Annotated in this window: 18 protein-coding genes; 1 reads left to right on the forward strand and 17 read right to left on the reverse strand. The window is 72.4% G+C overall.

Annotated features, from left to right (window positions below):
- Positions 1–9 precede the first annotated feature (9 nt).
- The 17 genes from OMK64_RS04500 to OMK64_RS04580 form a co-directional block, all read right to left on the reverse strand.
- Positions 10–672 carry a PulJ/GspJ family protein gene (locus OMK64_RS04500; protein ID WP_272726823.1) on the reverse strand — a complete coding sequence of 221 codons (663 nt, stop codon included), beginning with the start codon at positions 670–672 and terminating at the stop codon, positions 10–12.
- The gene (locus tag OMK64_RS04505) at positions 665–2725 is read right to left on the reverse strand and encodes a type IV pilus modification PilV family protein (RefSeq protein ID WP_374694057.1); all 2061 of its coding nucleotides are present in this window, start codon (positions 2723–2725) and stop codon (positions 665–667) included. The genes OMK64_RS04500 and OMK64_RS04505 overlap by 8 nt, the downstream gene beginning before the upstream one ends.
- Complete coding sequence (locus OMK64_RS04510; RefSeq protein ID WP_272726827.1) at positions 2656–4602, reverse strand: pilus assembly PilX family protein; 1947 nt, start codon at positions 4600–4602, stop codon at positions 2656–2658. The genes OMK64_RS04505 and OMK64_RS04510 overlap by 70 nt, the downstream gene beginning before the upstream one ends.
- Positions 4599–5348, reverse strand: a complete 750-nt coding sequence (locus OMK64_RS04515) for a type IV pilus modification PilV family protein (RefSeq protein WP_272726829.1) — start codon at positions 5346–5348, stop codon at positions 4599–4601. Before OMK64_RS04515 ends, OMK64_RS04510 begins: the two co-directional genes overlap by 4 nt.
- Positions 5345–6424, reverse strand: a complete 1080-nt coding sequence (locus OMK64_RS04520) for a type II secretion system protein (RefSeq protein ID WP_272726831.1) — start codon at positions 6422–6424, stop codon at positions 5345–5347. Before OMK64_RS04520 ends, OMK64_RS04515 begins: the two co-directional genes overlap by 4 nt.
- A 165-nt stretch (positions 6425–6589) precedes the next feature.
- The gene (locus tag OMK64_RS04525) at positions 6590–7039 is read right to left on the reverse strand and encodes a type II secretion system protein (RefSeq protein WP_272726833.1); all 450 of its coding nucleotides are present in this window, start codon (positions 7037–7039) and stop codon (positions 6590–6592) included.
- A gap of 155 nt (positions 7040–7194) precedes the next feature.
- The gene (locus OMK64_RS04530) at positions 7195–8427 is read right to left on the reverse strand and encodes a type II secretion system F family protein (RefSeq protein ID WP_272726985.1); all 1233 of its coding nucleotides are present in this window, start codon (positions 8425–8427) and stop codon (positions 7195–7197) included.
- On the reverse strand, positions 8424–10142 hold the full coding sequence (locus OMK64_RS04535) for a PilT/PilU family type 4a pilus ATPase (RefSeq protein ID WP_272726835.1): 1719 nt from the start codon (positions 10140–10142) through the stop codon (positions 8424–8426). Before OMK64_RS04535 ends, OMK64_RS04530 begins: the two co-directional genes overlap by 4 nt.
- Before the next feature lie 143 nt (positions 10143–10285).
- On the reverse strand, positions 10286–11959 hold the full coding sequence (locus tag OMK64_RS04540; protein WP_272726837.1) for a GspE/PulE family protein: 1674 nt from the start codon (positions 11957–11959) through the stop codon (positions 10286–10288).
- Between the two features lie 157 nt (positions 11960–12116).
- Positions 12117–12980 carry a shikimate dehydrogenase gene (locus OMK64_RS04545; protein WP_272726839.1) on the reverse strand — a complete coding sequence of 288 codons (864 nt, stop codon included), beginning with the start codon at positions 12978–12980 and terminating at the stop codon, positions 12117–12119.
- On the reverse strand, positions 12973–14178 hold the full coding sequence (gene mltG, locus OMK64_RS04550; protein ID WP_272726841.1) for an endolytic transglycosylase MltG: 1206 nt from the start codon (positions 14176–14178) through the stop codon (positions 12973–12975). Before mltG ends, OMK64_RS04545 begins: the two co-directional genes overlap by 8 nt.
- Positions 14179–14185: 7 nt before the next feature.
- Positions 14186–14749 carry a Holliday junction resolvase RuvX gene (ruvX, locus tag OMK64_RS04555; RefSeq protein ID WP_272726843.1) on the reverse strand — a complete coding sequence of 188 codons (564 nt, stop codon included), beginning with the start codon at positions 14747–14749 and terminating at the stop codon, positions 14186–14188.
- Complete coding sequence (alaS, locus tag OMK64_RS04560; protein WP_272726845.1) at positions 14749–17427, reverse strand: alanine--tRNA ligase; 2679 nt, start codon at positions 17425–17427, stop codon at positions 14749–14751. The genes ruvX and alaS overlap by 1 nt, the downstream gene beginning before the upstream one ends.
- 101 nt (positions 17428–17528) lie before the next feature.
- Positions 17529–17921 (reverse strand): hypothetical protein, encoded by a 393-nt coding sequence (locus OMK64_RS04565; RefSeq protein ID WP_272726847.1) that lies wholly within the window; start codon positions 17919–17921, stop codon positions 17529–17531.
- Positions 17921–18289, reverse strand: a complete 369-nt coding sequence (locus tag OMK64_RS04570) for a DUF948 domain-containing protein (RefSeq protein ID WP_272726849.1) — start codon at positions 18287–18289, stop codon at positions 17921–17923. The genes OMK64_RS04565 and OMK64_RS04570 overlap by 1 nt, the downstream gene beginning before the upstream one ends.
- Before the next feature lie 185 nt (positions 18290–18474).
- Positions 18475–19101, reverse strand: coding sequence for a 30S ribosomal protein S4 (gene rpsD, locus OMK64_RS04575; protein WP_272726851.1), 627 nt, complete (start codon positions 19099–19101; stop codon positions 18475–18477).
- A 223-nt stretch (positions 19102–19324) separates the two neighbouring features.
- Positions 19325–20701 carry a replication-associated recombination protein A gene (locus OMK64_RS04580; protein WP_272726853.1) on the reverse strand — a complete coding sequence of 459 codons (1377 nt, stop codon included), beginning with the start codon at positions 20699–20701 and terminating at the stop codon, positions 19325–19327.
- A gap of 71 nt (positions 20702–20772) precedes the next feature.
- Here OMK64_RS04580 and OMK64_RS04585 point away from each other — a divergent pair, with 71 nt between their 5' ends.
- Positions 20773–23016 (forward strand): MMPL family transporter, encoded by a 2244-nt coding sequence (locus OMK64_RS04585; protein WP_272726855.1) that lies wholly within the window; start codon positions 20773–20775, stop codon positions 23014–23016.
- Positions 23017–23064 lie beyond the last annotated feature (48 nt).

Genomic DNA, 23064 nt, shown 5'->3' on the forward strand with positions numbered 1-23064 from the left:
TCTCTCCCCTCACGCCGGCGGCACGGGCGTGCACTGGCCGGAGTCGTAGCCGTAGCTGGTGTTGCGACCGGTCAACGTCGTGTCGACCGGGACGTCCTTGCCGCTGCGCTCGTCGACGCCCACCACGTGGAGCTGGAGCGCGCGCTCCTTGTACGGGGTCGCGGCGCCGAGCAGCGTGAACGGTGCGGGTGCGGTGGTCAGGCGCAGGTCACGGGCGACGGTCGACCAGTCGGAGACCGCCCCGCCGAGCTGCCAGTCGACGGCCCACGAGCGCATCCGGAGCTCGGCCAGGCCGGTCCCGCTGCCGTCGTCGAGGATCTGCCACTGGACGCACTTCTCGTTGCCGTTGGACTGCGTGAAGATCCGCATGCACGTGCCCGCGTTGCTGCCGACCGCCTGGCAGGAGGCGACGAAGCCGGGCTCGTTGGCGGGGCTGAACAGCACGTTGCCGGACCGGACCTGCCGGTCGATGACGGCGACCGCCTGGCGCAGCTCGGTCACGGTCGCGGCCGACTGGCGGGCCTCGTCCGTGGTCCGCATCACGAGGATCGTCGCCGACGCCACCATGACCATGGCGAGGCCGAACACGATCATCGAGACGAGCATCTCGACGAGCGTCATGCCCGCGTCGCGGGCGTCACGGGCCCGGAGCCGGTGCAGGTGCTCACGCATTGGCGGCCACCTTGTACGTCGCCTGGGCCACCAGGCCGCCCAGCGTGCTCGAGACGCCGAACCGCCCGACCTCGACCCCGCCGCGCTGCACGGTGACGGTCAGCACGCTCGTCACGGCGCCGCTGCCGCTGATCTTGGTGGTGCACGCCGCGGCCTTGCAGTCCGTGAGGAGGTTGCCCGAGCGCGTCGCGCCGGACTGCGTCCGGTCCACGACGGGGCGCTGCACCGTGACCGAGCCCTCGTACGTCAGCGTGACGTCACCGAGGCCCGCGGGGTACGACAACGTGGTGGGCGGGATCGTCCAGGACTCCGCGCCGGGGACGCCCGTCGCGGGGGGTGCGGCGAACCCGCCGAGGTCGACGACCGCGTAGCTCGTGCCGGTCCACACGCGCAGGGTTCCTGCCCGCGCGTACGACGGGACGCGCGCACCCTGCCCCTCCTCGGCGCGCGCCGACTCGACGAGGTCGGTCACCTGGACGAGCGCCGCACCGAAGCCGGCGGGGACGCCGCTGGCACCGGCGGACGACCCGAGCACCACGTCGCCGAGCCGTCGAGTCGACGCGCCGTAGCTGCACCCCGTGAGCCCCGGTCCGGTGCCCGAGGTGCACGCCTCCGGGTTGGAGGAGGTCAGCTGGGCCGCGACGGACCGGCCGGGCACGGTCGTGCCGCCCACGCTCGCGATCGCGATGTCCCCGCCCGCGCCCCACAGGGGCGAGTACGTGATCGAGGACGTCTGCGACCCGGGCGTGAGGGACGAGGCCGCGCACGGGCGCAGGGCGGACGCGGGCCCGGTGGTCAGGCCCGTGCCGGACATCCCGGTGCAGGTCGACGCGGGGGCGCCGATGGCCGCGGCGGCCGAGCCGACGCTGCCGCCCCCGATGGTCGCCGACAGCCGGCCTGCCGGACCGGACCGGCTGACGGCGGCTGCGGTGTAGCCGGAGGTGGTCGTCGTCTGCGTCTGACCGGGGGTCGACGACGGGTCCGAGTCGACCGACGCCGCCGCGCTGCCGCCGGGGAGGTCGGTCGTGGTGGTCCCCTCGACCTTCGCCGCGGAGACGGTCTGGGCGTCGGCGTTGGCCGACGCCGTCTGCTCGATGAGGAGCGTCGAGGAGCTGCTCGGCAGGTTGAGCTCGAGACGCTCCGCGCCGAAACCGGAGATCGGCTGCGTCGAGTCGTCCGGGTTGGTGACGGTGAACCCGGCGAGGACCTGGCCGGCCTGCGCCGTGAAGTACGACTGGCACGGAGCCGCGAACGGGCTCTGCGCGGTCGAGAGGCACCCGGCGGGCGAGTACAGCACCGACTGCTCGACGACGCGGCGGGTGCCCTTCGTGACACCGCTCGACCACGTCACGAGCGCGGTCGCGGTGAACGCCTGCTGCCCCGCCCCGGTGACGGGCGCCTTCGTCACGTAGGTCGCGACCTTGTACGTCACGTTGCCGACGGTCTGGTTCTCGACCTGGCCGGAGCCGGCCCACCCGCCCCCGGGACGGTTGACGACGAGCGGCTCGTCGAACCCCGGCAGGAGCGAGGTGGGCCGGAAGCGCTGCACGCCCGCGGCCGAGACGACGAACTCGATCCCGGCGGACACGCTCGAGCCGTCGGGCTGCGTCACGGTGTCGTACGGCAGCGCGCGCAGGCGCTCGAGCGCCTGCGTCGCGAGGCTCGTGGCCGTCTGACGCTGCTTCGCGCGGGCGATCGTGCCGAGGCTCGAGACGACGAGGGCCAGCAGCGACGCCATGACGAGCACCGTGATGAACATCGCGACGATGACTTCGATGAGCGTGAAGCCGGCGTCGTGAACTGCCCGCTTCCGGAGCAGCTGGAGCGTGAGCGAGCGGATGGTGCAGCCTCCCGACCGTGCGCGGCCCGCCCAGGGATCGCGGCGGACTCCTCCTCCTCTTCGGCAGGCGCACCGCGTCACTTGAGCCACCGCTCCCCCGGCGCCGGGTGAGGTCGCCGGGGACCACGGACCGCGCGCACGGCTCAGCTGCGCACGGCGGTCGGCGTCGGGATCTCGCCGGAGTACCGCATGGTCCAGGACGCGTTCGCCCACTCCGGGAACAGCGGGGGCCGGGAGTACTGGAGCCGCGTGTCGTACTTGTAGAGCTTGGTGTACCCGTCGCTGCCCCGACCGACGATGCCGCGCCATCGCTGGGCGATCGACCCGTGCACCAGCAGCGTCCCCTTGTCACCGCCGACGTTGTACTTCTGCACGAAGAACGAGTGCAGGAGGGTCTGGATGGACCCGGCGATCTGCACGCCGCTGGCCGGGGTGACGGTGCCGCTCGTCGGGTCCGCGTAGCGGTTCGGCCAGCCCGAGACCTCGGCCTCGTTGGTCGGCTCCGCGGTGTTCCACTGCCAGGTCGACGACTGCGTCCGGCACGACCCGTCCGGCCTCCACGCGATGCACGGGCGGTACGCGTTCACGCGTCCCACGCGCGGGTGGAAGACCTCGACGGAGTTCGTCGCCACGAGCCCGAGCATGTCGCGGTCGTTGTTCGACATGCCGCCCGCGAGCACCAGGTCCCCCGTCACGACGACGGACTGCGCCGCGGCGACGGTCACGCGGCCCTTGACGACCCCCTCGACGTAGAGGTTGCCCTCACCGCAGAACTTCGTCGTCTCGACCATGTTGGTGTCGGTGACGTAGTAGTCGCCCGATCCGCTCGGGGTGAGGTCCGCGGTGGTGTAGTCGCCGAGCGGGAGCGTCTTGCCGGAGGCTCCGCCGATCTCGCCCTTGTAGCACTGGCGCGCCGCGGCGCCGGACGCGGCGACGTACACGACCATCTCGTTGGGCACGTCGACCGTGGCACCCGCCGCGGAGTTCAGCTCGGCGAGCGTGCCGCAGCTCGGCGCCGCGCCGCCGCCCGGGATCGCGATCGCGACGGGCGCCTTGTTGTTGTTGACGCTCGTCTTGTTCCACACGGTCATCCGACCGCTGCCGCCCGACGCCCCGGCGCTGAAGACGATGCGCGTCGCGCCGAAGTAGTGGCAGCCGGGCGCGGTCGCGAACTCGCCGGAGTTGTCCTTGAGGTACAGCGGGTCGTCGTACTTCGGCTTCTTGCCGTTGAAGTCGGCGACGGAGTTCGCGCGCAGGCAGTAGTCCTCCCACGACGCGTTCGTGGTGCCCGCGTTCTTGCAGTTCTGGTCCGCCGTGAACACCTGCTCGATGAACTTCGGCTTGAGCCCGTTGCGCGCCGTCCCGAGGATGGTGTCGTTCGTGAACACCTCGCCGTCGAGCACGTCACCGCCGATGAAGGTGATCTCGTTGCAGTCGGGGTCGTTCGCCGCGTTGTAGGAGGACCGCCCGGTGTGCCAGTACTTCGCGAGCGTGTTGCCGCTCTTGCCGCACGCGTCGGACGGCACGCCGTTCGGGTAGTCGGTCTTGTTGTAGGCCTGCACGTTCGCGGGGTCCGCCGACTCGAAGTCGGTGTAGTACACGTAGTCGGTCGACGCACCGCGTCCCACCGACGCCTCGATCGTCCGGTACGTGTCGTCGACGCGCCCGGTCACCCGCAGCAGGTAGGTGCCGTTGCTGCCGTTGTAGGCCCCGACGGAGTAGTGGAACAGCGGGTCCTTGACGCCCGTCGCACCGGGCACGACGGGCTGCCACCCGACGGGCGTGGACGAGGTCCAGCCGCACGCGTTCGCCGTGGCCGTCGGGCCACGCCACGCGGCGTTCGTGCAGTCGACCGTCCGGCCGTAGGCCGAGCTCCGGTTGAGGCGGCTGATGAAGTCCTCGACGCCGGACTGCGCGGCCGCCATCGCGGCGGTGTAGTCCTGGTCGCGCCGCGCCAGCCGCTGGCCGGCGATCGTGTAGCTCAGGGCGACGAACGCGAGCATGGCGAGCACGAGCATCGAGCCCACGACGAGGACGAGGGCGGCACCCTCGTCCCCCAGGCGCGCGGGACGCAGTCGGCGCAGGATCACGGGGTGTCCTTGTCCGGCCGCAGGACGGCCAGGGAGTTGGGCAGGAGGATGCGCTGGATGTACGTGGTCGGCCCGGGCCGCGAGGGGCTCTTGCTCCGGACCTTGACGGTGACCTCCACCGAGAGCACCTCGTCGAGGTCGGCTGCCGTCAGGCCGGTCGCGGGGACGGTCATCGCGGTGCCGTCGGAGCGGAAGTACTGGAAGAGCGCCGTGCTCCCGGTGTCGACCCCCGTCGCGAGACGACGCACCGTGAGCCTGTTCTTGCAGTCCGCGGGCGCGCCCACGGCCTCGGCGTTGCAGTAGGTGAATCCCGCACCCGCCGTCGGCGTGGCGGTGTCGGGGCGCTGCACCTTCTCGACGAGCACGCCCTTGTCCGGACCAGAGGTCGCCACGACGTACGTGATGCGGCTCGGCCCGCGCGCACCTGCCGCGTTGTCGAGGTTCGCGTAGAACTGCATCGTGAAGTTCCCCGCGGTGACGAACGCGTCGATGTCGCACGCGGTCGTCACGCACGCCGAGAGCTTGTTCGGCTTGACCGCGGTGCGCACCGTCTTCGACATGCGCTCGACCGAGGCCCGCGCGACGTCGACCTGGTCCTGACGGGCGATGTTCTGCGCGTTCGTGCGCTGGAACCCGATGGTGAGCGTCGCGGTCGCCGCGATGATGAAGCTGAGGATGAGCATGCTGACGAGCAGCTCGGGCAGCGACGAGCCCTCGTCGCGGTGCAGCGCACGGTATCGGTTCACGGCGTCGCCTCCGCGACCGGGACGTCGAGGGTGATCGTGCTGCCGGCTGCGGCCGTCGCCGACGGGTAGCCGGTCCCCGGTGGGGTCGCGCCGAGGTAGGCGCCGTACTGCGTGGGCCACAGGCCCGTGAGCGTCATCGTCCCGCCCGTGACGGGCATCGTCCGGGCGCCGGTCGACCCCGCGTACTCCGACGCGACCACGGTGACGTTCTGGCCGTTCAGGAGACCGTTCGGGATCTGCGCCCCGGCGGCGTCGACGAACCGCAGCTGAAGCGTGGCTGCGCGGTCGTAGGTGAAGATGACGCCGTTCGCGAGCTTGCCGCGCTCGATGAGCCCGACCGGCTTGGTCGGCGCGGTCGCGCCCGAGATGTCGACGTGCCCCGGGTCGGTCACGCGCGCGGTGTAGTTCGTGCCCGACGCCCCGGGGTTGACCTGGACGACGGCGCACCCGGACGCGTCCGTGGTCGCGCTGCGCGTCTCGGCGGTGGAGAAGACCTGGACCGTGCGCCCGACGTTGGGGGCACCCGTCGCGGTCGAGACACGCACCGCGACGAACGAGGCGTTGCCCTGGACACCGTCGTCCTTGCGGGGCGCGAGCTGGGTGTTCGAGACGACGGGCTTGACCTGGCCCATCCCGGGCCACGTGACGGTCACCGTCACGCGCAGCGTCGGGTAGGTGACGAGGTTGCCGCCGTTGCACGCGGAGTCCCCGTTGCCGACGACCGACCACGCGACGTCGCGCCGGACGGTGTACGCCGTGCCGTCGACCTTCAGGGGCTGGCCCCCGGCCTGCGCGGGCAGCGGGTGGGGGTTGACCACGGTGCCGGCGTTGGCGAGCGTGACGGGGGCGGTGGAGCTGCGCGAGAACTCGTCCCGGACGATGTCGATCTCGCGGGCCGCGAGGTTGGCGGCGGCGATCCGGTTGCGGTTGATGACGCTCTGCGCCTGGGACTGCAGCACCACGCCGATGATCGCGAGGCTCATCGCGCCGAGGATGACCATGGCGACGACGAGCTCGATCAGCGAGAAGCCGGCCTCGTCGGTGCGGGGCGCTGCGTGCTTCCTCGGGCGGGACATGCTGAGCGCCTCCTGGGCTGGCCTCGTGCTCCGGACGACTCACGACGGTGGTGCTGCGGACGACTCACGACGGTGGTGCTGCGGACGACTCAGGACGGTGATGCTGCGGACGACCCAGGGGGCGGGAGCGTCGCTCCCGCCCCCTGGGCCTTCATGCCTGCGAGATCAGGCGCACACGCCCTCTTCGAGGCCGCCCTGCGCCGAGTACTTGAAGCCCACGACGGCCTTGTCGCCCGACGGGTTCGTCACGTCGATGCACCAGTTCTGGTCGTGCGGCGTGCCGAGGTACTCGACGCCGTCGCCCAGCGCGACCTTCTTGGAGGCGTTGCCGATCGGCGCGGCCGCGCCGGCACCGGCGAGGGTGTACTTGCCACCCGAGAGCGCCACGGTCGGGTCGGTCGTGCCGTCCCAGTCGACGTAGTAGGTGGCGATCTCCTTGCCGAGCGTGGAGACGTCGGCCTTCGCCGCGGAGTCCTCGGCCTTCTTGCGCTGGTTGAGGAACACCGGGATCGCGATGGCCGCGAGGATGCCGATGATGATCATGACGACGAGGAGCTCGATCAGGGTGAAGCCCTGGTCCTTCTCCTCGATGGACTTGCGGATGCGAGCGATCACTGCTGCTCCCCTGAGGTCACGGGTGGATGAGTCGTTGTCAAGCTCAGTCCGGCCGAGGCCGGTTCATTCCTGCATCCCGGGAATCGGCGACGGCCCGCCCGGGCTTGAGCCGGACGGGCCGTCGTGGGTGCGGAATCACTCGGACGGAGCAGGAACTACTCGATGAGGCTGAAGATGCCGAAGATGGGCATGTACATCGCGATGACCATGCCACCCACGATCGCGCCGATGACGACGATCATGATCGGCTCGATCAGGCTCGTGAGCTGCTCGGTCGTGGACTCGACCTCCTGGTCGTAGAAGTCCGCGACCTTGGCGAGCATCGTGTCGAGCGCACCGGTGTCCTCACCGACCGCCATCATCTGCACGACCATCGGGGGGAACACGTCGTGCTGCGACAGCGGGCCGGCCAGCGACTCGCCGCGGCGCACGGACTCCTGCACGGCCTTCGCGGCGCGCTCGATGACGATGTTCCCGCTCGTCTCGCCGACGATCTCGAGCGCCTGCAGCAGCGGCACGCCCGCGTGGATCATGGTGCCGAAGTTCCGGGTGAACCGGGACACCGCGATCTTGCGGAAGAGGGGGCCGAAGACCGGCACCTTGAGCTTCCACGGGTCGACCCGCTCGCGGATGCCCCGGTCGTTCTTGTGCTTGCCCCACCAGATCGCGAAACCGATGAGGGCGACCACCGTGGGGATGATCGTGATCTTCAGCGCCTGCGACAGGAACATGAGGATCCGCGTCGGCAGCGGCAGGGTCCCGCCGAGGCTCGAGAACATGCCCGCGAAGATCGGCACGATGAACAGGAGCATGCCGGTCGTCGCGAGGATCGCGACCACGAACACCACGACCGGGTAGGTCATCGCGGACTTGATCTTGCCGCGCAGCTTGACCTCGGCCTCGAAGTTGTTCGCGACCGAGATGAGCGTCTGGTCGAGGAAGCCGCCGACCTCGCCCGCCTTGACCATGTTGATCATGAGCGGCGGGAAGACGTTCGGGTGCTTGCCGAGCGCGGTGGAGAACGCGACGCCGACCTCGACGTCGTTGCGGACCTGCGCGAGGACCTTCGCGAGCGGCTTGGACTCGGTCTGCTCCGCGAGGATCGCGAGCGCCCGCAGGAGCGACAGGCCCGAGTCGATCATGGTCGCGAGCTGGCGCGACATGACCGCGAGGTCCTTAAGCGAGATCTTGTTGCCGCCGAACCCGGGGATGTTGATCTCGGTGTTGAGGCCCGAGGTCGACACCTCGGAGATCGAGACGGCCGCGAGGCCCATCTCGCGCAGCCGGTTCGCGACCGCGGCCTGGTTGTTGGCCTCGACGCGGCCCTTGACGATCTTCCCGGACTTGTCCCGGACGGCGTACTCGTACGTCTTCGTGGCGGCCATCAGAAGACCTGCCCGTACGAGCCGGCGCCCATGGTGGCCTCGTCACCGAGACCGACCGAGCCCTGCGAGGCGCCGGAGAACCGGCCGGTGAGCCGGTTGTAGTCCTCGACGTGGTGGCACTTCTCGAGCCCGAGCTCGTAGCTGATCTTGCCGGTCTTCACGAGGTCGGCGAGGTGCTGGTCCAAGGTGTGCATCCCCTGCTTCGCCCCGGCCTGCATGGCCGAGTAGATCTGGTGGGTCTTGCCCTCACGGATGAGGTTGCGGATGGCGGGCGTGGCGACCATGACCTCGGTCGCGACGGCACGCCCTGGTGCGTCGGACCGCTTGCACAGCGTCTGGCAGACGACGCCCTGGATGGCGCCGGCCAGCTGCGTGCGGACCTGCGCCTGCTGGTGCGACGGGAAGACGTCGATGATGCGGTCGATCGTCTGCGCGGCGTCCTGCGTGTGCAGGGTCGCGAAGACGAGGTGACCGGTCTCGGCAGCGGTGAGCGCGACGGAGATGGTCTCGAGGTCGCGCATCTCGCCGACGAGGATGATGTCGGGGTCCTGCCGGAGCACGTGCTTGAGCGCGTTCGCGAACGAGTGCGTGTCCTCCCCCACCTCGCGCTGGTTGATGAGGGACTTCTTGTGCCGGTGGAGGAACTCGATGGGGTCCTCGACCGTCATGATGTGGTCCTCGCGCGTGCGGTTCGCGAGGTCGATGATCGCGGCGAGCGTCGTCGACTTGCCCGACCCGGTCGGGCCGGTGACGAGCACGAGGCCGCGCGGCAGGCCCGCGAACGTGCCGACCACGGCCGGGACGCCGAGCTCCTCGAGCGGCTTGATCTCGTAGGGGATCACGCGGAAGGCGGCACCGATCGACTCGCGCTGCTGGTAGATGTTCACGCGGAACCGCGCGAGGCCGCGCACGGCGTACGAGAAGTCGAGCTCGAGGTTCGCCTCGAACGTCTCGCGCTGCTTCTGCGTGAGGATCGAGTAGATGACGCGGCGCAGCGGCTCGGGCATGAGGGGCGCGTAGCCGTCCATCGGACGCAGCGACCCGGCGACGCGGACGGTCGGCGGCGCGCCCGTCGTGAAGTGCACGTCGGACGCCCCGAGCTTGACCATCTGGCCCAGCACGTCGTCGATGAGGATGTCGTCCTCGTGCCGGTCCTGCCCGACGCCGGACCGGGCGGACCGGTCGCGCGCACCCCGCGGGACGCCGTCGGAGGCAGGCTTGGTCATCGTCGGGGCCGGCGCGGCGGGCGGGGCCGCGGGCACGTGCCCGGGCGCGCCCGGCAGCGGCAGGGTCGGCTCGGCGGCCGGCTGCGGCACGAACGTCCGCGTCGCCGGACCGGGCACCGCAGGGCCGGGGACAGCCGGGCCGCCGACCGCGGACGCGGCAGGACGGCCGGGCACCGGCAGGGCCCCGCCCGCCGCCGAGAACTCCGGCTGCACCGGGCCGTGCTGGTACGCCGCCCCCGGGGCACCGACGGCGACGGGTGCCGGCGGCTGGACGGCGACCGGCGCGACCGCCGGCGGCGGGGCGGAGAGCCCGGCGGGCGGACCCGCGGGCGCGGCGGGACCCGCGTGGACCGGGCTCTGGGACGGGATCGGCGAGAACATCGGCTGCCCCGACGGGCCCGCGCCGGGAGGGCCCGCCTGGGGCCCCGCGGCGCGGTAGGGCGGCAGCGGCCGCGTCGGCTCCCCTGCGGGCGGGCGGTAGGACTCGCTCACGTCATTGCCTCCACATGGTCACCGTGTCGCGCACGGGCACCGTCACGCGGGCGCCTTCTCGGCACCTGGTCGGTTCATCGGCGGGCGGGACGCCCGACTTGAGCGGTCCGCACCCGCCGGACGGGCGGGTGCGGGTCCGCGCGTCAGGCGACGACGCGCAGGATCTCCTCGATCGAGGTCAGGCCCATCGCGACCTTCTGCCAGCCGTCGTCGCGGAGCATGAGCATGCCCTGCTTCGTCGCGGTCGCGTTGATCTCCGCCGACGACGAGTGCGCGACGGCGTGGCGCTCGATCTCCTCGGTGACCCGCATGACCTCGTGCAGCGCGATGCGGCCCTTGTAGCCGGTCTTCGAGCACGTCACGCAGCCCACCGGTCGCATGAGCTCGGGGATGGGCTCGCCCGGGACCCACGGGAACCGGGCCGCCTCGAGCTCGCCCGGCGTGGGCGTGTACGGCACCTTGCACTTGCTGCACAGCTTGCGCGCGAGCCGCTGCGCGACGACGCAGTCGAGCGCCGAGCCGACCAGGAACGGCTCGATGCCCATCTCCGTCAGACGCGTGATCGCCGACGGCGCGTCGTTGGTGTGCAGCGTCGACAGCACGAGGTGACCGGTGAGGGCCGCCTCGATCGCGATCTGGGCGGTCTCGTGGTCGCGGATCTCACCGAGCAGCACGACGTCGGGGTCGGACCGCAGGATCGAGCGCAGCGCGGACGCGAAGGTCAGGCCCGCCTTCGGGTTGACCTGCACCTGGTTGATGCCCGCGAGCCGGTACTCGACCGGGTCCTCGACGGTGATGACGTTGATCTCCGGCTTGGACACCGCGTTGAGCGTCGCGTACAGGGTCGTCGACTTCCCCGAACCCGTCGGGCCCGTGACGAGGATCATCCCGTAGGGCTTGGTGTACGACTCCTGGTACGTCGCGTAGTTGTGCTCGAGGAACGACAGGTCGCGCAGGTCCAGGCTCGCCGTCGAGTTGTCGAGGACACGCATGACGATCTTCTCGCCCCACACGGTCGGCAGCGTCGCGACGCGGAGGTCGATCTTGCGCCCGTTGTGCACGACGGACATGCGGCCGTCCTGCGGCTTGCGCTTCTCGGCGATGTCGATGTCGCTCATGATCTTCACGCGGCTGATCACGCCGCCCTGGATCTGCTTGGGCGAGCGCTGCACCTCGTGGAGCACGCCGTCGATCCGGTACCGCACGCGCAGGTCGTGCTCGGTCGGCTCGATGTGGATGTCGGACGCGCGGTCGGTGATGCCCTGCGTCACCAGCAGGTTGACGTAGCGGACGATCGGCGCGTCGTCGTCGACGAAGTCGCCCATCTTCGACAGGTCGGCCTCGGGTGCGGCGACCTCCTCCTCGAACGCCGAGGAGAGGTCCTCCATCTCGTCGTCCGCGCGGCAGAACCGGTCGATCGCGCGCGTGAGGTTGTCGTACGTGGCGATCACCGGAATGACGGGCATCCCCGCGACGGTGCGCACGTCGTCGACGGCCATGACGTTGCCGGGGTCGGCCGTGGCCAGCACGATCGCGCCGTTCTGGATCGCGACCGGCAGGACGACGTACCGCCGGCACAGCGTGCCGGGCACGAGCGACACCGCCGCGCGGTCGACGGGGTACTCGTCGAGGTCGACGTACTCCATGCCGACCTGCGACGCGAGGGCCTTGACGAGCTGCCCCTCCGTGAGGACCCCGAGCTCGACGAGCGTCCGGCCGAGCGACTGGCCACGGGTCATGGTCTCGTCGAGCGCCGCGAGGAGCTGCGCCTCCGTGACCAGGCCCTCGTCGAGCAGGATCTCGCCCAGCTGCTTCACGCGTGCCACCTCCCGGTCAGGCCCGCCTCGCGCAGGACCTCTGACCGTCCATCGGCACGTAGGCCCATGGTCCTGAGGAGTCGTGACGACTGTGACAGACCGTCGCAGGCCACCGTGCACCGGACGCCGGTGCGCCGGACGACCGGGCACGTGGTCGTCAGGCCGGCGGCGCGGCCTCCAGGCGTTCCTCGAGCGCACGCGCCATCGCGTCGACCGGTCCGGGGTGCCCGGTCATCAGACGGACCTGCTCGACCGCCTGGTGGAGCAGCATCCGCTCCCCCGGCACCGCGACACCGCCGGCTCGGGCCCACGCGACCGACAGGGCCGTGGGCCGCGGGTCGTAGGCTGCGTCGAGCAGCACGCCCGCGACGGACGCGCCCGTCAGCGCGGCGGCGATCGGGTCGGCGGCACGCGGCGGGAGCGTCGAGACGACCGCGTCGGCGCGGCCGAGCGCGGCGGCGGCCTCGTCGAGAGGACGGAACACGGGCTCCACGCCCATGCGGTGCGCGGCACGCATGAGGCCACCGGCCCGGGCGAGCGCGCGCACGTAGACGACGGGCGCGGTGCACCCGAGCTCGGCGAGCGCGGCGAGCGTCGACGCCGCCGTGGCGCCGGCACCGAGCACGGCGGCCGACCCGACCTTCTCCCCCGCCCCGAGTCCCTCGCCGAGGGCCGTGACGAGGCCGTACACGTCCGTGTTGGCGCCGACGAGCGTCCGGGCGGACCCGGAGCCCTGGAGCAGCACGGTGTTGACCGCGCCGACGACCTGCGCGAGCGGCTCGACGTGGTCGAGCAGCGGGATGACGGTCTGCTTGAGCGGCATCGTGAGGCTGAGGCCGGCCCACGTCGCGTCGAGCCCGTCGACGAACGCGGGCAGCTGCTCCTCCGTGACGTCGAACGCGTCGTACGCCCACCCGTCCAGCCCGAGCGCCGCGTAGGCGGCCCGGTGCAGGGCGGGCGACAGCGAGTGCCCGACCGGGTGCCCCAGGACCGCCGCGCGCCGCAGCGGCCCGTCACTCACTCCCGTGCTCCTCCAGCCACGCGTTGAGCTGCGCGATGTTGGCCTGGTGCTCCGCGAAGTCGTCGGTGAACAGCGTCTCGCCGGTCTCCGGGTTGACGGTCACCCAGAAGATCCACGGGCCGTCGGCCGGGTGGAGCACGGCGTCGATGGACACCTCGCCGGGCGACGCGATCGGCCCGGGCGGCAGGCCGATGCGCACGTACGTCGAGTACGCGTTGTTCGGGTCGTTGTTCTCCGCCGGGGTGGGGGCGCGCACCACGCCGAGACCGTAGGACGTCGTCGCGTCGACCTGGAGGCGCATCTGCCGGTCCAGCCGGTTCTGGATCCCGCGGGCGACCTTGGCGCGGTCCTCGGGCAGCTTGCCCTCGCGCTCGACGATCGACGCCTTGGTGAGGAGCTCCTGGCGCTGCTCGGCCGGCACGCCGCGCTCGTCGAGCTCCGCGACCATCGTGGCGACCATCGTCTGCAGCACGCTGGCCGCGGTCGCGTCGGGCGGGAGGTCGTACGTCGTCGGGAACAGCCAGCCCTCGACCTTGCCGCCGGCCTCGGCGGGCAGACCGATCGCCGCGGGGTCGGCCGCGGCGGCGCGCAGCTGGTCGACGCTCACGTCGGGCAGCTTCTCGTTGATCTTGGTGTAGATCTGCTCCGCGTTGAGCCCCTCGGGGATCGTGATGCGGAAGCTCGCGCGGCTCGCCGGGTCGAGCAGGGCCGTGATCGCGGACGCTGCGGGCAGCTCCATGCGCAGCTTGTACGTCCCGGGCTGGATGCTGCCGGCGTTCGGCTCGAGCGCCCACGCCTTGTTGAACGCCTTGACGCTCGCGACGACCTTGGCGTCGACGAGCTTCTGGCCGATCACGGCACCCGAGTCGCCCGACGCGATCGTGACCTCGGTCGAGCCGACGCCCGGACCCGGGTAGTCCTCGATCGCCTGCTCCTGGCCGCTGCCCTGGAACAGGCCGCCCATGAGCTCGGACACGACGTAGACCGCGCCCGCGACAAGCACGAGCGCGACGACCAGCACGGAGAACGACCGGCGACGACGCCGCTTGCGCTCACGCTCGGCCTTCGCCTTGCCCCGGTTGCGGCTGCGGCGCGACTCCGACGGCTGCTGCCGTGCGGCGGGGTCACCGCCGAACAGCTCGGCCGCCTGGTCGCCGCGTTCCACGGGCGCCCACCACTCGGTCTGGCTGTTGCTCACGTACGCGTCACTCCACCGTCGCTCGTCCGTCGCCCACAGGCCCCCCGTGCGCCGTGCGGCCGTGCTGGGATCGCTCGTCGTCGACCGGTTCCCCGGGACGACGTCCCGTCGCACGTTCCGCGTCCAACGCGTACTGCAGGATCACCACCGCGGCCGCCTGGTCGACGACCTGCCGGTGGCGGCGCCCGGATCGGCCGGACGCCTGCAGCGCCTGATGTGCGGTCACCGTGCTCATCCGCTCATCGACCAGACGCACCGGGACGGGTGCGACTGCCTGCGCCAACCCCACAGCGTACGCGCGCGCAGCGGCCGATGCGGCACCTTCGGCGCCCGAGAGGTGCCGGGGATGTCCGACATACACGACGGCTGCACCACGTTCCTGCACCTCGTGCACGATCCGCGCGACGTCGCTCGGCGTCCGGCGCTCCTTGCGACCGGGCACGTCGCGCGCGAGCGTGTCGACCGGCGTCGCGATGAGCCCGTCCGGGTCGCTGGCCGCCAGGCCGACGCGCACCGACCCGACGTCCACCGCGAGCCGAGGCCCGCGCGGGACGCCGGTGTCGGCGCTCATCAGGCCCGCAGCCCGTCGACGACCGACGCGAGGGCGTCGCCGAGGCGCGCCGCGTCGGTCCCGCCGCCCTGCGCGAGGTCGTCCTTGCCGCCACCGCCACCACCGAGCACGCCCGACGCGGTCCGCACGAGCGCACCCGCCCGCACCCCCGCGGCGCGCGCCGCGGCGTTGGTCGCGACGACGACGACCGGGCGGCCCTTCGCCACCGCGCCGACCGCGACGACCGCGGGCGCGGACTCACCGATGCGCGAGCGCACGTCCAGCACGAGCGTGCGGACGTCGTCGGCCGAGGCCTCCCCCGCGTCGTACGTGACGACCCGGGTGCCGTCGACGGTCTGCGCGCCGTCCGCGATCGACCCGGCGGCCGCGAGCACCTGAGCCTGGCGCAGCGTCGCGAGCTCCTTCTCCGAGTCCTTGAGCTTGCCCAGCAGCGCGGAGACGCGCTCGGTCAGCTCGTCGGGACGCGCGCCGAGCAGGCCCGAGAGCTGCCCGACGAGCGCGCGCTCCTTGGCCTGGTAGCCGTACGCGCCCGCGCCGACGAGCGCGTCGACGCGCCGCACGCCCGAGCCGATCGCCGACTCCGACAGCAGCGTGACGAGGCCGAGCTCGCCCGACCGCTTCACGTGCGTGCCTGCGCACAGCTCGAGCGACCAGCCGTCGCCGATGTCCACGACGCGCACCTCGTTGCCGTACTTCTCGCCGAACAGCGCCATCGCACCGCGACCGCGCGCCTCGTCGATCGGCATGACCGAGTCGGTGACCTCGAGGTCGTCCTGGAGGCGCTCGTTGACGCGCGCCTCGACCTCCGCCACGACCTCGGACGGCGTCGCGGACGGCGAGCGGAAGTCGAACCGCAGACGGCTCGGCGCGTTGAGCGACCCGGCCTGTGTCGCACCCTCGCCGATCGACTCGTGCAGCGCCTTGTGCACGAGGTGCGTCGCGGTGTGGGCGCGCGCGATCGCCCGGCGGCGTGCGAGGTCGATCCTCGCGGTCCCGGTCTCGCCGAACGCGACCGTGCCGTCGACCAGCCGGCCGTGGTGCACGGACAGGCCCTTGACCGGCGCCTGCACGTCGTCGACCTCGATGCGCGCGCCGCCGTCGAGCTGGATCACGCCCGTGTCGGCCTGCTGACCGCCCGCCTCCGCGTAGAAGGGCGTCACGTCGAGCACGACCTCGACCTCCGCGGGCGCGGTCGCCGCGGGCGCGGGCACGCCGTCGACCAGCAGCCCGACGACCTTCGCGCGCGCCTCCGCGTCGGTGTACCCGACGAACTGCACGGGCTTGGCCGCCTGCTCGCTGAGCGTGGAGTGCAGCTCCTGGTACGCCGCGGTGTCCGCGCGCCCCGCGCGCTTGGCGAGCGCGTCGGCACGCGCGCGCTCACGCTGCGCCTGCATGAGGGTGCGGAACGCGGTCTCGTCGACCGCGACGCCCTGCTCGGCCGCCATCTCGAGCGTGAGGTCGATCGGGAAGCCGTACGTGTCGTGCAGCTGGAACGCCTGGTCGCCCGAGAGCACGGTCGCGCCCGCGCCCTTGGCCGCCTGGACCGCGGTGTCGAGGATCGTCGTGCCCGCCGCGAGCGTGCGCCGGAACGTCTCCTCCTCCGCGTACGCGACCTGCGCGATGCGGTCGAAGTCGCGCGCGAGCTCGGGGTACGACGCGCTCATCGCGTCACGGCTCATCGGCAGCAGCACGGGCAGCGCGGGGTCGTCGACGCCCAGCAGGCGCATCGCGCGGATCGAGCGGCGCAGCAGGCGGCGCAGCACGTACCCGCGGCCCTCGTTCGACGGCGTGACGCCGTCGCCCATGAGCATGAGCCCCGAGCGCACGTGGTCGGCCACGACGCGCATGCGCACGTCGTCGTCGTGGTTCGCGCCGTAGCGGCGGCCCGACATCTCGACCGCGCCGTCGATGACGGGGCGCACCTCGTCGATCTCGTACATGTTGTTGACGCCCTGCAGCAGGTACGCGACCCGCTCGAGCCCCATGCCGGTGTCGATGTTCTTCTGCTTGAGGTCGCCGAGGATCGGGAAGTCCTCCTTGCCGCCCCCGTCGCCCCGCTCGTACTGCATGAACACGAGGTTCCAGATCTCGACGTAGCGGTCCTCGTCGACGACCGGACCACCCTCGGCACCGAACTCCGGGCCGCGGTCGACGTAGATCTCCGAGCACGGGCCGGCCGGGCCGCGTGCACCCGTCGACCAGAAGTTGTCCTTCATGCCGCGACGCTGGATGCGCTCGTCGGGCAGACCCGCGATCTTCTTCCAGAGCGCCGCGGCCTCGTCGTCGTCGTGGAAGACCGTGACCCAGATCTTGTCCGGGTCGAACCCGTAGCCGCCGTCCGCCTGCGACCCGGTGACGAGCTCCCACGCGTAGGTGATCGCCCCCTCCTTGAAGTAGTCGCCGAAGGAGAAGTTGCCGTTCATCTGGAAGAACGTGCCGTGGCGGGTGGTCTTGCCGACCTCCTCGATGTCGAGGGTCCGCACGCACTTCTGCACGCTCGTCGCGCGCGGCCACGGCGGCGTCTGCTCGCCGAGCATGTACGGGATGAACGGCACCATGCCCGCGATGACGAACAGCGTCGACGGGTCGGGCGAGATCAGGGGTGCGGACGGCACCACGGCGTGGCCTCGGCCCTCGAAGTAGTCGAGCCAACGCTGGCGGATCTCGGCGGTGCGCATGGTGTCCTCGTGAGTCGCGTCGTGCCCGTCCCGGGCGGGACGGAGTGGTGGGTGCAGCGCCCGGGGCGCCGCGCGTGTTCCCTGCCGGGAACCAGTGTGCGTCAGAAGAAGGCGTAGCCGTCGTCGTCGTCCGGGTCGTCGGTCGGACCCTCGGCCCAGCGCTTGCGCACGGCCTCCTGCGACGCCGCGCCGCGTGCCGCCCCGCCCCGCGACGCCCACGCCTCGCGCAGCGCCTCGACGCGCTCGGGCCGCTCGGCGCGCAGCCGCTCGACGTCCACGTCCCCGACGAGGTCCTGGCGCAGCTGCTCCTCGCGCTCGGCGAGGCCCGCGGCGAACTCGCGTCGCGCCGTCGCCCACGCCCCGCGGACGCGGCTCACGCCGTCGACGACCTCGGTCGCCCCGGCGGGCACGTACGCGTCCACGAGCCGCTTGCCCTGCCGCAGCACGACGACCGTGACGACGACGCCGACGCCGACCCACACGAGCCGGCGCATCAGAGGCCCTTGCGGGCGCCCGCGGACAGCCCCGCGAGCGCGCGCCGCACGCCGTAGGAGAACGCGGCCGCCTTGATCATGGGTCCGCCGACGGTCGCGGCGAACAGCGACGTGAGGGCGGAGACGTTCTCGGAGACCTGGGCCGCAGCGGTCGTCACCGTGTCGATGTGCTCGAGCTGCACGTTCGACGACGCGACGAGCGTGGCCGTCTCGTCGAGCACCGGGACCGTGTGGTCGGTGAGCTCCTTGATCGAGGCGGTCGCGCTGTCGAACGTCCGCCCGAGCTTGACGAGCGGCACCGCCAGGAACGCGACGAGACCCACGAACGCGGCGGCCGCGATGAGCCCCGCGACGTCTCCAGCCGACATGCCACCCCTCCCAGTCCGGGGCCCCGACGACCCCGCGGAAACCCTACCCACGAACGCGCCCTGCACCTGCACCGCGACCCGCTCTCGCACGTCGGCGAGCGTGCGCTCCGTGAGCCGATCGATCCCGGAGACGCGAACGCCCCGCGTGCGCGGTGCGCGCAGCGGGGCGTTCGGCGTCGCGTGGGTCAGCGCGCGTAGTACTCGACGACGAGCTGGACCTCGCAGGTCACCGGGACCTCGGCGCGCTTGGGGGCGCGGACGAGGACGGCGCTCAGCTTCTCGAGCTGGACGTCGAGGTAGCCCGGGACGGCCGGCAGGACGTCGCGGTGCGCACCGGCGGCGGCGACCTGGAACGGCGTCGTGGCCTGGCTCTTCGGCTTGACCTGGAGGGTCTGGCCCGGCTTCACGCGGAACGACGGGCGGTCGACGATCTTGCCGTCCACGAGGATGTGACGGTGCGTCACGGCCTGGCGGGCCTGCAGGATCGTGCGGGCGAAGCCCGAGCGCAGGACGAGCGCGTCGAGACGCGTCTCGAGGTTCTCGACGAGGGCCTCACCGGTCAGGCCCGGGGCCTTGCGGGCGTCCTCGTAGGCGCGGGCGAGCTGCTTCTCGCGCAGCGCGTACTGGGCGCGCAGACGCTGCTTCTCGCGCAGACGGACCGCGTAGTCCGACTCGGTGCGGCGACGGGCGCGGCCGTGCTCACCGGGCGGGTAGGGGCGCTTCTCGAAGTGCTTGACGGCCTTGGGCGTGAGGGCCAGGCCGAGGGCGCGGCTCAGGCGGACCTGGCGGCGCGAACGGGTCACACTGCTCACAGAGTTACTTCCTGTCGTCGTCTCGATCACACCCGCGAGCGGAAGGTCTTCCGGCGGGGTGGGGCCGACCTGTGGTGGTCACGACGTGACCGGTGGCTGAGGCCCCAGGATGGTCACCGTCCGGTCGATGCGGACCAGGTCCGCACCAGCACTGCTCGGTGACGAGCCTGACAAGACTACCGGCCCGCGCGCGCCGCCCCAAATCCCCGTCGCGGGCGCGCCGTCACGCCTCGTCGAGGATCGCGCGGATGCGGTCGAGGCGCTCGGTCACCTGCCGCTCGAACCCGCGGTCCGTCGGGCGGTAGTACCGCGACCCCTCGAGCTCCTCGGGCAGGTACCGCTGCGCGGCGACGCCGTGCGGCTCGTCGTGCGAGTAGACGTACCCCTTGCCGTGCCCGAGCCCCTTCGCGCCGGCGTAGTGCGCGTCGCGCAGGTGCGGCGGCACGGACCCGATGCGACCGGCCCGCACGTCCGCGAGCGCGGCGTTGATGCCGTTGTACGACGCGTTCGACTTGGGTGCGGTCGCGACGTGCACGACCGCCTCGGCGAGGACGATGCGTCCCTCGGGCATGCCGATCATCTGCACGGCCTGGGCGGCGGCGACGGCGGTCTGCAGGGCGCTGGGGTCGGCCATGCCGACGTCCTCGGCCGCGGCGATGACGATGCGCCGGGCGATGAACCGGGGGTCCTCCCCCGCGGCGACCATGCGGGCGAGGTAGTGCAGGGCGGCGTCGACGTCGGAGCCGCGCATCGACTTGATGAACGCGGAGATGACGTCGTAGTGCTGGTCGCCGTCGCGGTCGTAGCGCACCGCGGCGGTGTCGATCGCGCGCTCGACGGTCGCGAGGTCGACGAGGACGGGGGCGTCGTCCTCGTCGGGCACGGTCCCGGACAGCGCGGCGCCGGCGGCGGCCTCGAGGATCGTCAGGGCCTTGCGGGCGTCGCCTCCGGCGAGGCGCAGCAGGTGCTCCTCGGCGTCCTCGGCGAGCGAGACGGCGCCGTCGAGGCCGCGCTCGTCGTCGACGGCCCGGCGCACGAGGCGTCGCACGTCCTCGGTGCTCAGCGGCTGGAGCGTGAGCAGCAGGGAGCGGGACAGCAGCGGGGAGTTGACGGAGAACGACGGGTTCTCGGTCGTGGCGGCGACGAGCGTGACCCACCGGTTCTCGACGCTGGGCAGCAGCGCGTCCTGCTGGGCCTTGGTGAAGCGGTGGACCTCGTCGATGAACAGGACGGTCTCGCCGCCGTCGGTCGCGAGGCGGCGGCGCGCGTCGTCGATCACGGCCCGGACGTCCTTGACGCCCGCGGTCACGGCGGACAGCTCGACGAAGCGGCGGCCCGACGTGGTCGCGACGAGGTAGGCGAGCGTGGTCTTGCCGGTGCCCGGCGGGCCCCACAGCACGACGGACGACGGGGCTGCGCGGCGGGCGGCGTCGTTCGCGGGCTCGACGAGCCGGCGCAGGGGCGAGCCCGCGACGAGCAGGTGCTCCTGTCCCGCGACCTCGTCGAGCGTGCGCGGGCGCATCCGCACGGCGAGGGGTGCGCCCGGGGCGACGGCGGGGACGCCCGCGGCGGTCGCCGTCGCGGTGTCGAACAGGTCCATGCGGGCAGGGTACGCACGCGCGCCGACGTCACCCGAACCGTGCGTGCGGCACCCCAGGTCCACCTGCGACGATGGCCCGCGTGTTCGCCCGTCTCGGCCGCGCCGTCGCCCACCGCCCGCGCCTGACCGTCGTCGTCTGGCTGGTCCTGGCCGTCGCGGGGTACGCCCTCGCGGTGCTGGGCGTGCACGGCGAGAACCTCTTCGACCGGCTGTCGACGGGCGCGCCGAGCGTGCCGGGGTCGGAGAGCGTCGCGGCTCAGGACATCCTCGACGAGGCGTCGACGACGGGTCCCTCGGTGACGCTCGCGCTCAGCGGGGTCGACCCGGCGGACCCCGCGGTCGCGGAGGCGTTCGCGCCGCTGCGCGAGGACCTCGCCGGGATCGACGGCGTGGCGAGCGTGATCGACCCCCTCGCGCTCCCGAACGGCGTGCAGAACCCCGCGGCGGCACCGCTGGTCTCGCGCGACGGCGACGGGTTCCTCGTGGTCGTGGAGCTCGAGCCGGACCTCACCGACGCGCAGGAGGCGACCGCGCACGACGAGGCCGTCGACGCGCTGCAGGCCGTCCCCGACGAGCTCGCCGACGTCGCGCCCGACGCGAGCGGCATGGTCGGCAGCACGACGCTCATCGTCCGGGCCATCACGGACCAGGTGGAGACCGACCTGCGCACGGGCGAGGCGATCGCGCTGCCCGTCGCGCTGCTCGTCATGGTGCTCGTGTTCGGCGGCTTCCTCGCGGCCGGCCTGCCGATGGCCGGTGCGGTCGCGTCGATCGCGGGCGGGCTCGCGTCGCTGCTCGCGTTCTCGTACGTGCTCGACCTCGACTCGTCGGTCGTCAACGTCGTCACCGTGCTCGGGCTGGGCCTGTCGATCGACTACGGCCTGCTGATCGTGTCGCGTTTCCGCGAGGAGCTGCACCACCTGGTCGACGACGACGGCGGCGCGGGCAGCCGGCGGCGGCGCGGTGACGGCGCCGTCCTGGTCGCGGTCGAGCGGACGATGTCGACCGCCGGGCGCACCGTCACGTTCTCGGCGCTCATCGTCGCGATCGCGATCTCCGGGCTGCTGGTGTTCCGGCCGCCGATCCTGCGCGCGTTCGGCGCGGCCGGCGTGACAGTCGTCCTCATCTCGGTGCTCACCGCGCTCACGCTCGTGCCCGCGCTGCTCACGCTGCTCGGCCGCCGGATCGTGCGGCCGAGCGTCCTGTCCCGGATCCCCGGGCTGCGCGGCATCCTGCGGCGCACCGCCGACGTCGAGACCGAGGACGGCGCCTTCTCGCGGCTCGCGGCACGGGTCCAGCGGCACCCGTGGTGGGTCATGCTCGGCTCGCTCGCCGTGCTCGGGCTGCTCGCCCTCCCGCTGGCGCACATCGAGCTCCGCAACTCCACGACCGAGCTGCTGCCCCTCGGCTCCGCGCAGCGCGAGTACGTCGAGACGCTGCGCGAGAGCTACCCCGCCGCGACAACGCCGGGCGTCACGGTCGTGGCGGAGACGACGCTCGAGGACGCGGCCGCCTGGGCGCAGGAGCTCGCCGACCTCGAGGGCGTCGCGAGCGTCGACCCGCCCACGACCGTCGGCTCCTACGTCGTCGTCGGGGTCCGCCCGGACACCGACGACCCGGGCGACGCGACCGCCCGGCAGGTGGTCGAGGAGATCCGCGACCTCGACCCCGGCTTCCCGACGTGGGTCACGGGCCAGGCGGCCGGGCAGATCGACTTCACCGCCGCCGTCGCGGAGCGCGCGCTGCTCGCGGCGGGCGTCGTCGCCGTCGCGACGCTCCTGCTGCTCTTCCTCATGACCGGGTCCGTCGTCGTCCCGGTCAAGGCGCTGCTCACCAACACGCTGTCGCTCGCGGCGTCGCTCGGCGTGCTCGTGTGGGTGTTCCAGGACGGCCACCTCACCGGCGTGCTCGACTTCGCGCCCACCGGCGGGATCGAGACGTACGTCGTCGCCCTCGTCGTCGCGTTCGCCTTCGGGCTCGCGATGGACTACGAGGTGTTCCTGCTGTCCCGGATCAAGGAGCTCGTCGACGCGGGCCGCTCCAACGACGAGGCCGTCCGGCTCGGGGTGCAGCGCTCGGGCCGGATCATCACGTCGGCGGCCGCGATCGTCATCGTCGTGTTCGCGGGGTTCGTCGCGGGCAAGCTGCTCGTCATCAAGGAGGTCGGCTTCGCGCTCGCGATCGCCGTGCTCGTCGACGCGACGCTCGTCCGGCTGTTCCTCGTCCCGGCGACCATGACCGTCCTCGGCCGTGCCAACTGGTGGGCGCCGCGCTTCCTGCGCCGCGTGCACGAACGCCTGCCGCTGCACCACTGACGGCGACGTCGCGCGCCGCCGCGACGACGCGAGCCGGGTCGGACCTCG

Source organism: Cellulomonas fimi (assembly GCF_028527925.1).
GTDB lineage: Bacteria > Actinomycetota > Actinomycetes > Actinomycetales > Cellulomonadaceae > Cellulomonas > Cellulomonas fimi_C.

What these genes read in the sequence shown, in the direction of transcription:
- ruvX (WP_272726843.1), bottom strand. Translation starts at nt 14,749, where the DNA reads ATGAGCGCCGACACCGGCGTCCCGCGCGGGCCTCGGCTCGCGGTGGAC.
- OMK64_RS04585 (WP_272726855.1), top strand. Translation starts at nt 20,773, where the DNA reads ATGGCCCGCGTGTTCGCCCGTCTCGGCCGCGCCGTCGCCCACCGCCCG.
- OMK64_RS04580 (WP_272726853.1), bottom strand. Translation starts at nt 20,701, where the DNA reads ATGGACCTGTTCGACACCGCGACGGCGACCGCCGCGGGCGTCCCCGCC.
- OMK64_RS04570 (WP_272726849.1), bottom strand. Translation starts at nt 18,289, where the DNA reads ATGTCGGCTGGAGACGTCGCGGGGCTCATCGCGGCCGCCGCGTTCGTG.
- alaS (WP_272726845.1), bottom strand. Translation starts at nt 17,427, where the DNA reads ATGCGCACCGCCGAGATCCGCCAGCGTTGGCTCGACTACTTCGAGGGC.
- OMK64_RS04520 (WP_272726831.1), bottom strand. Translation starts at nt 6,424, where the DNA reads ATGTCCCGCCCGAGGAAGCACGCAGCGCCCCGCACCGACGAGGCCGGC.
- OMK64_RS04500 (WP_272726823.1), bottom strand. Translation starts at nt 672, where the DNA reads ATGCGTGAGCACCTGCACCGGCTCCGGGCCCGTGACGCCCGCGACGCG.
- OMK64_RS04565 (WP_272726847.1), bottom strand. Translation starts at nt 17,921, where the DNA reads ATGCGCCGGCTCGTGTGGGTCGGCGTCGGCGTCGTCGTCACGGTCGTC.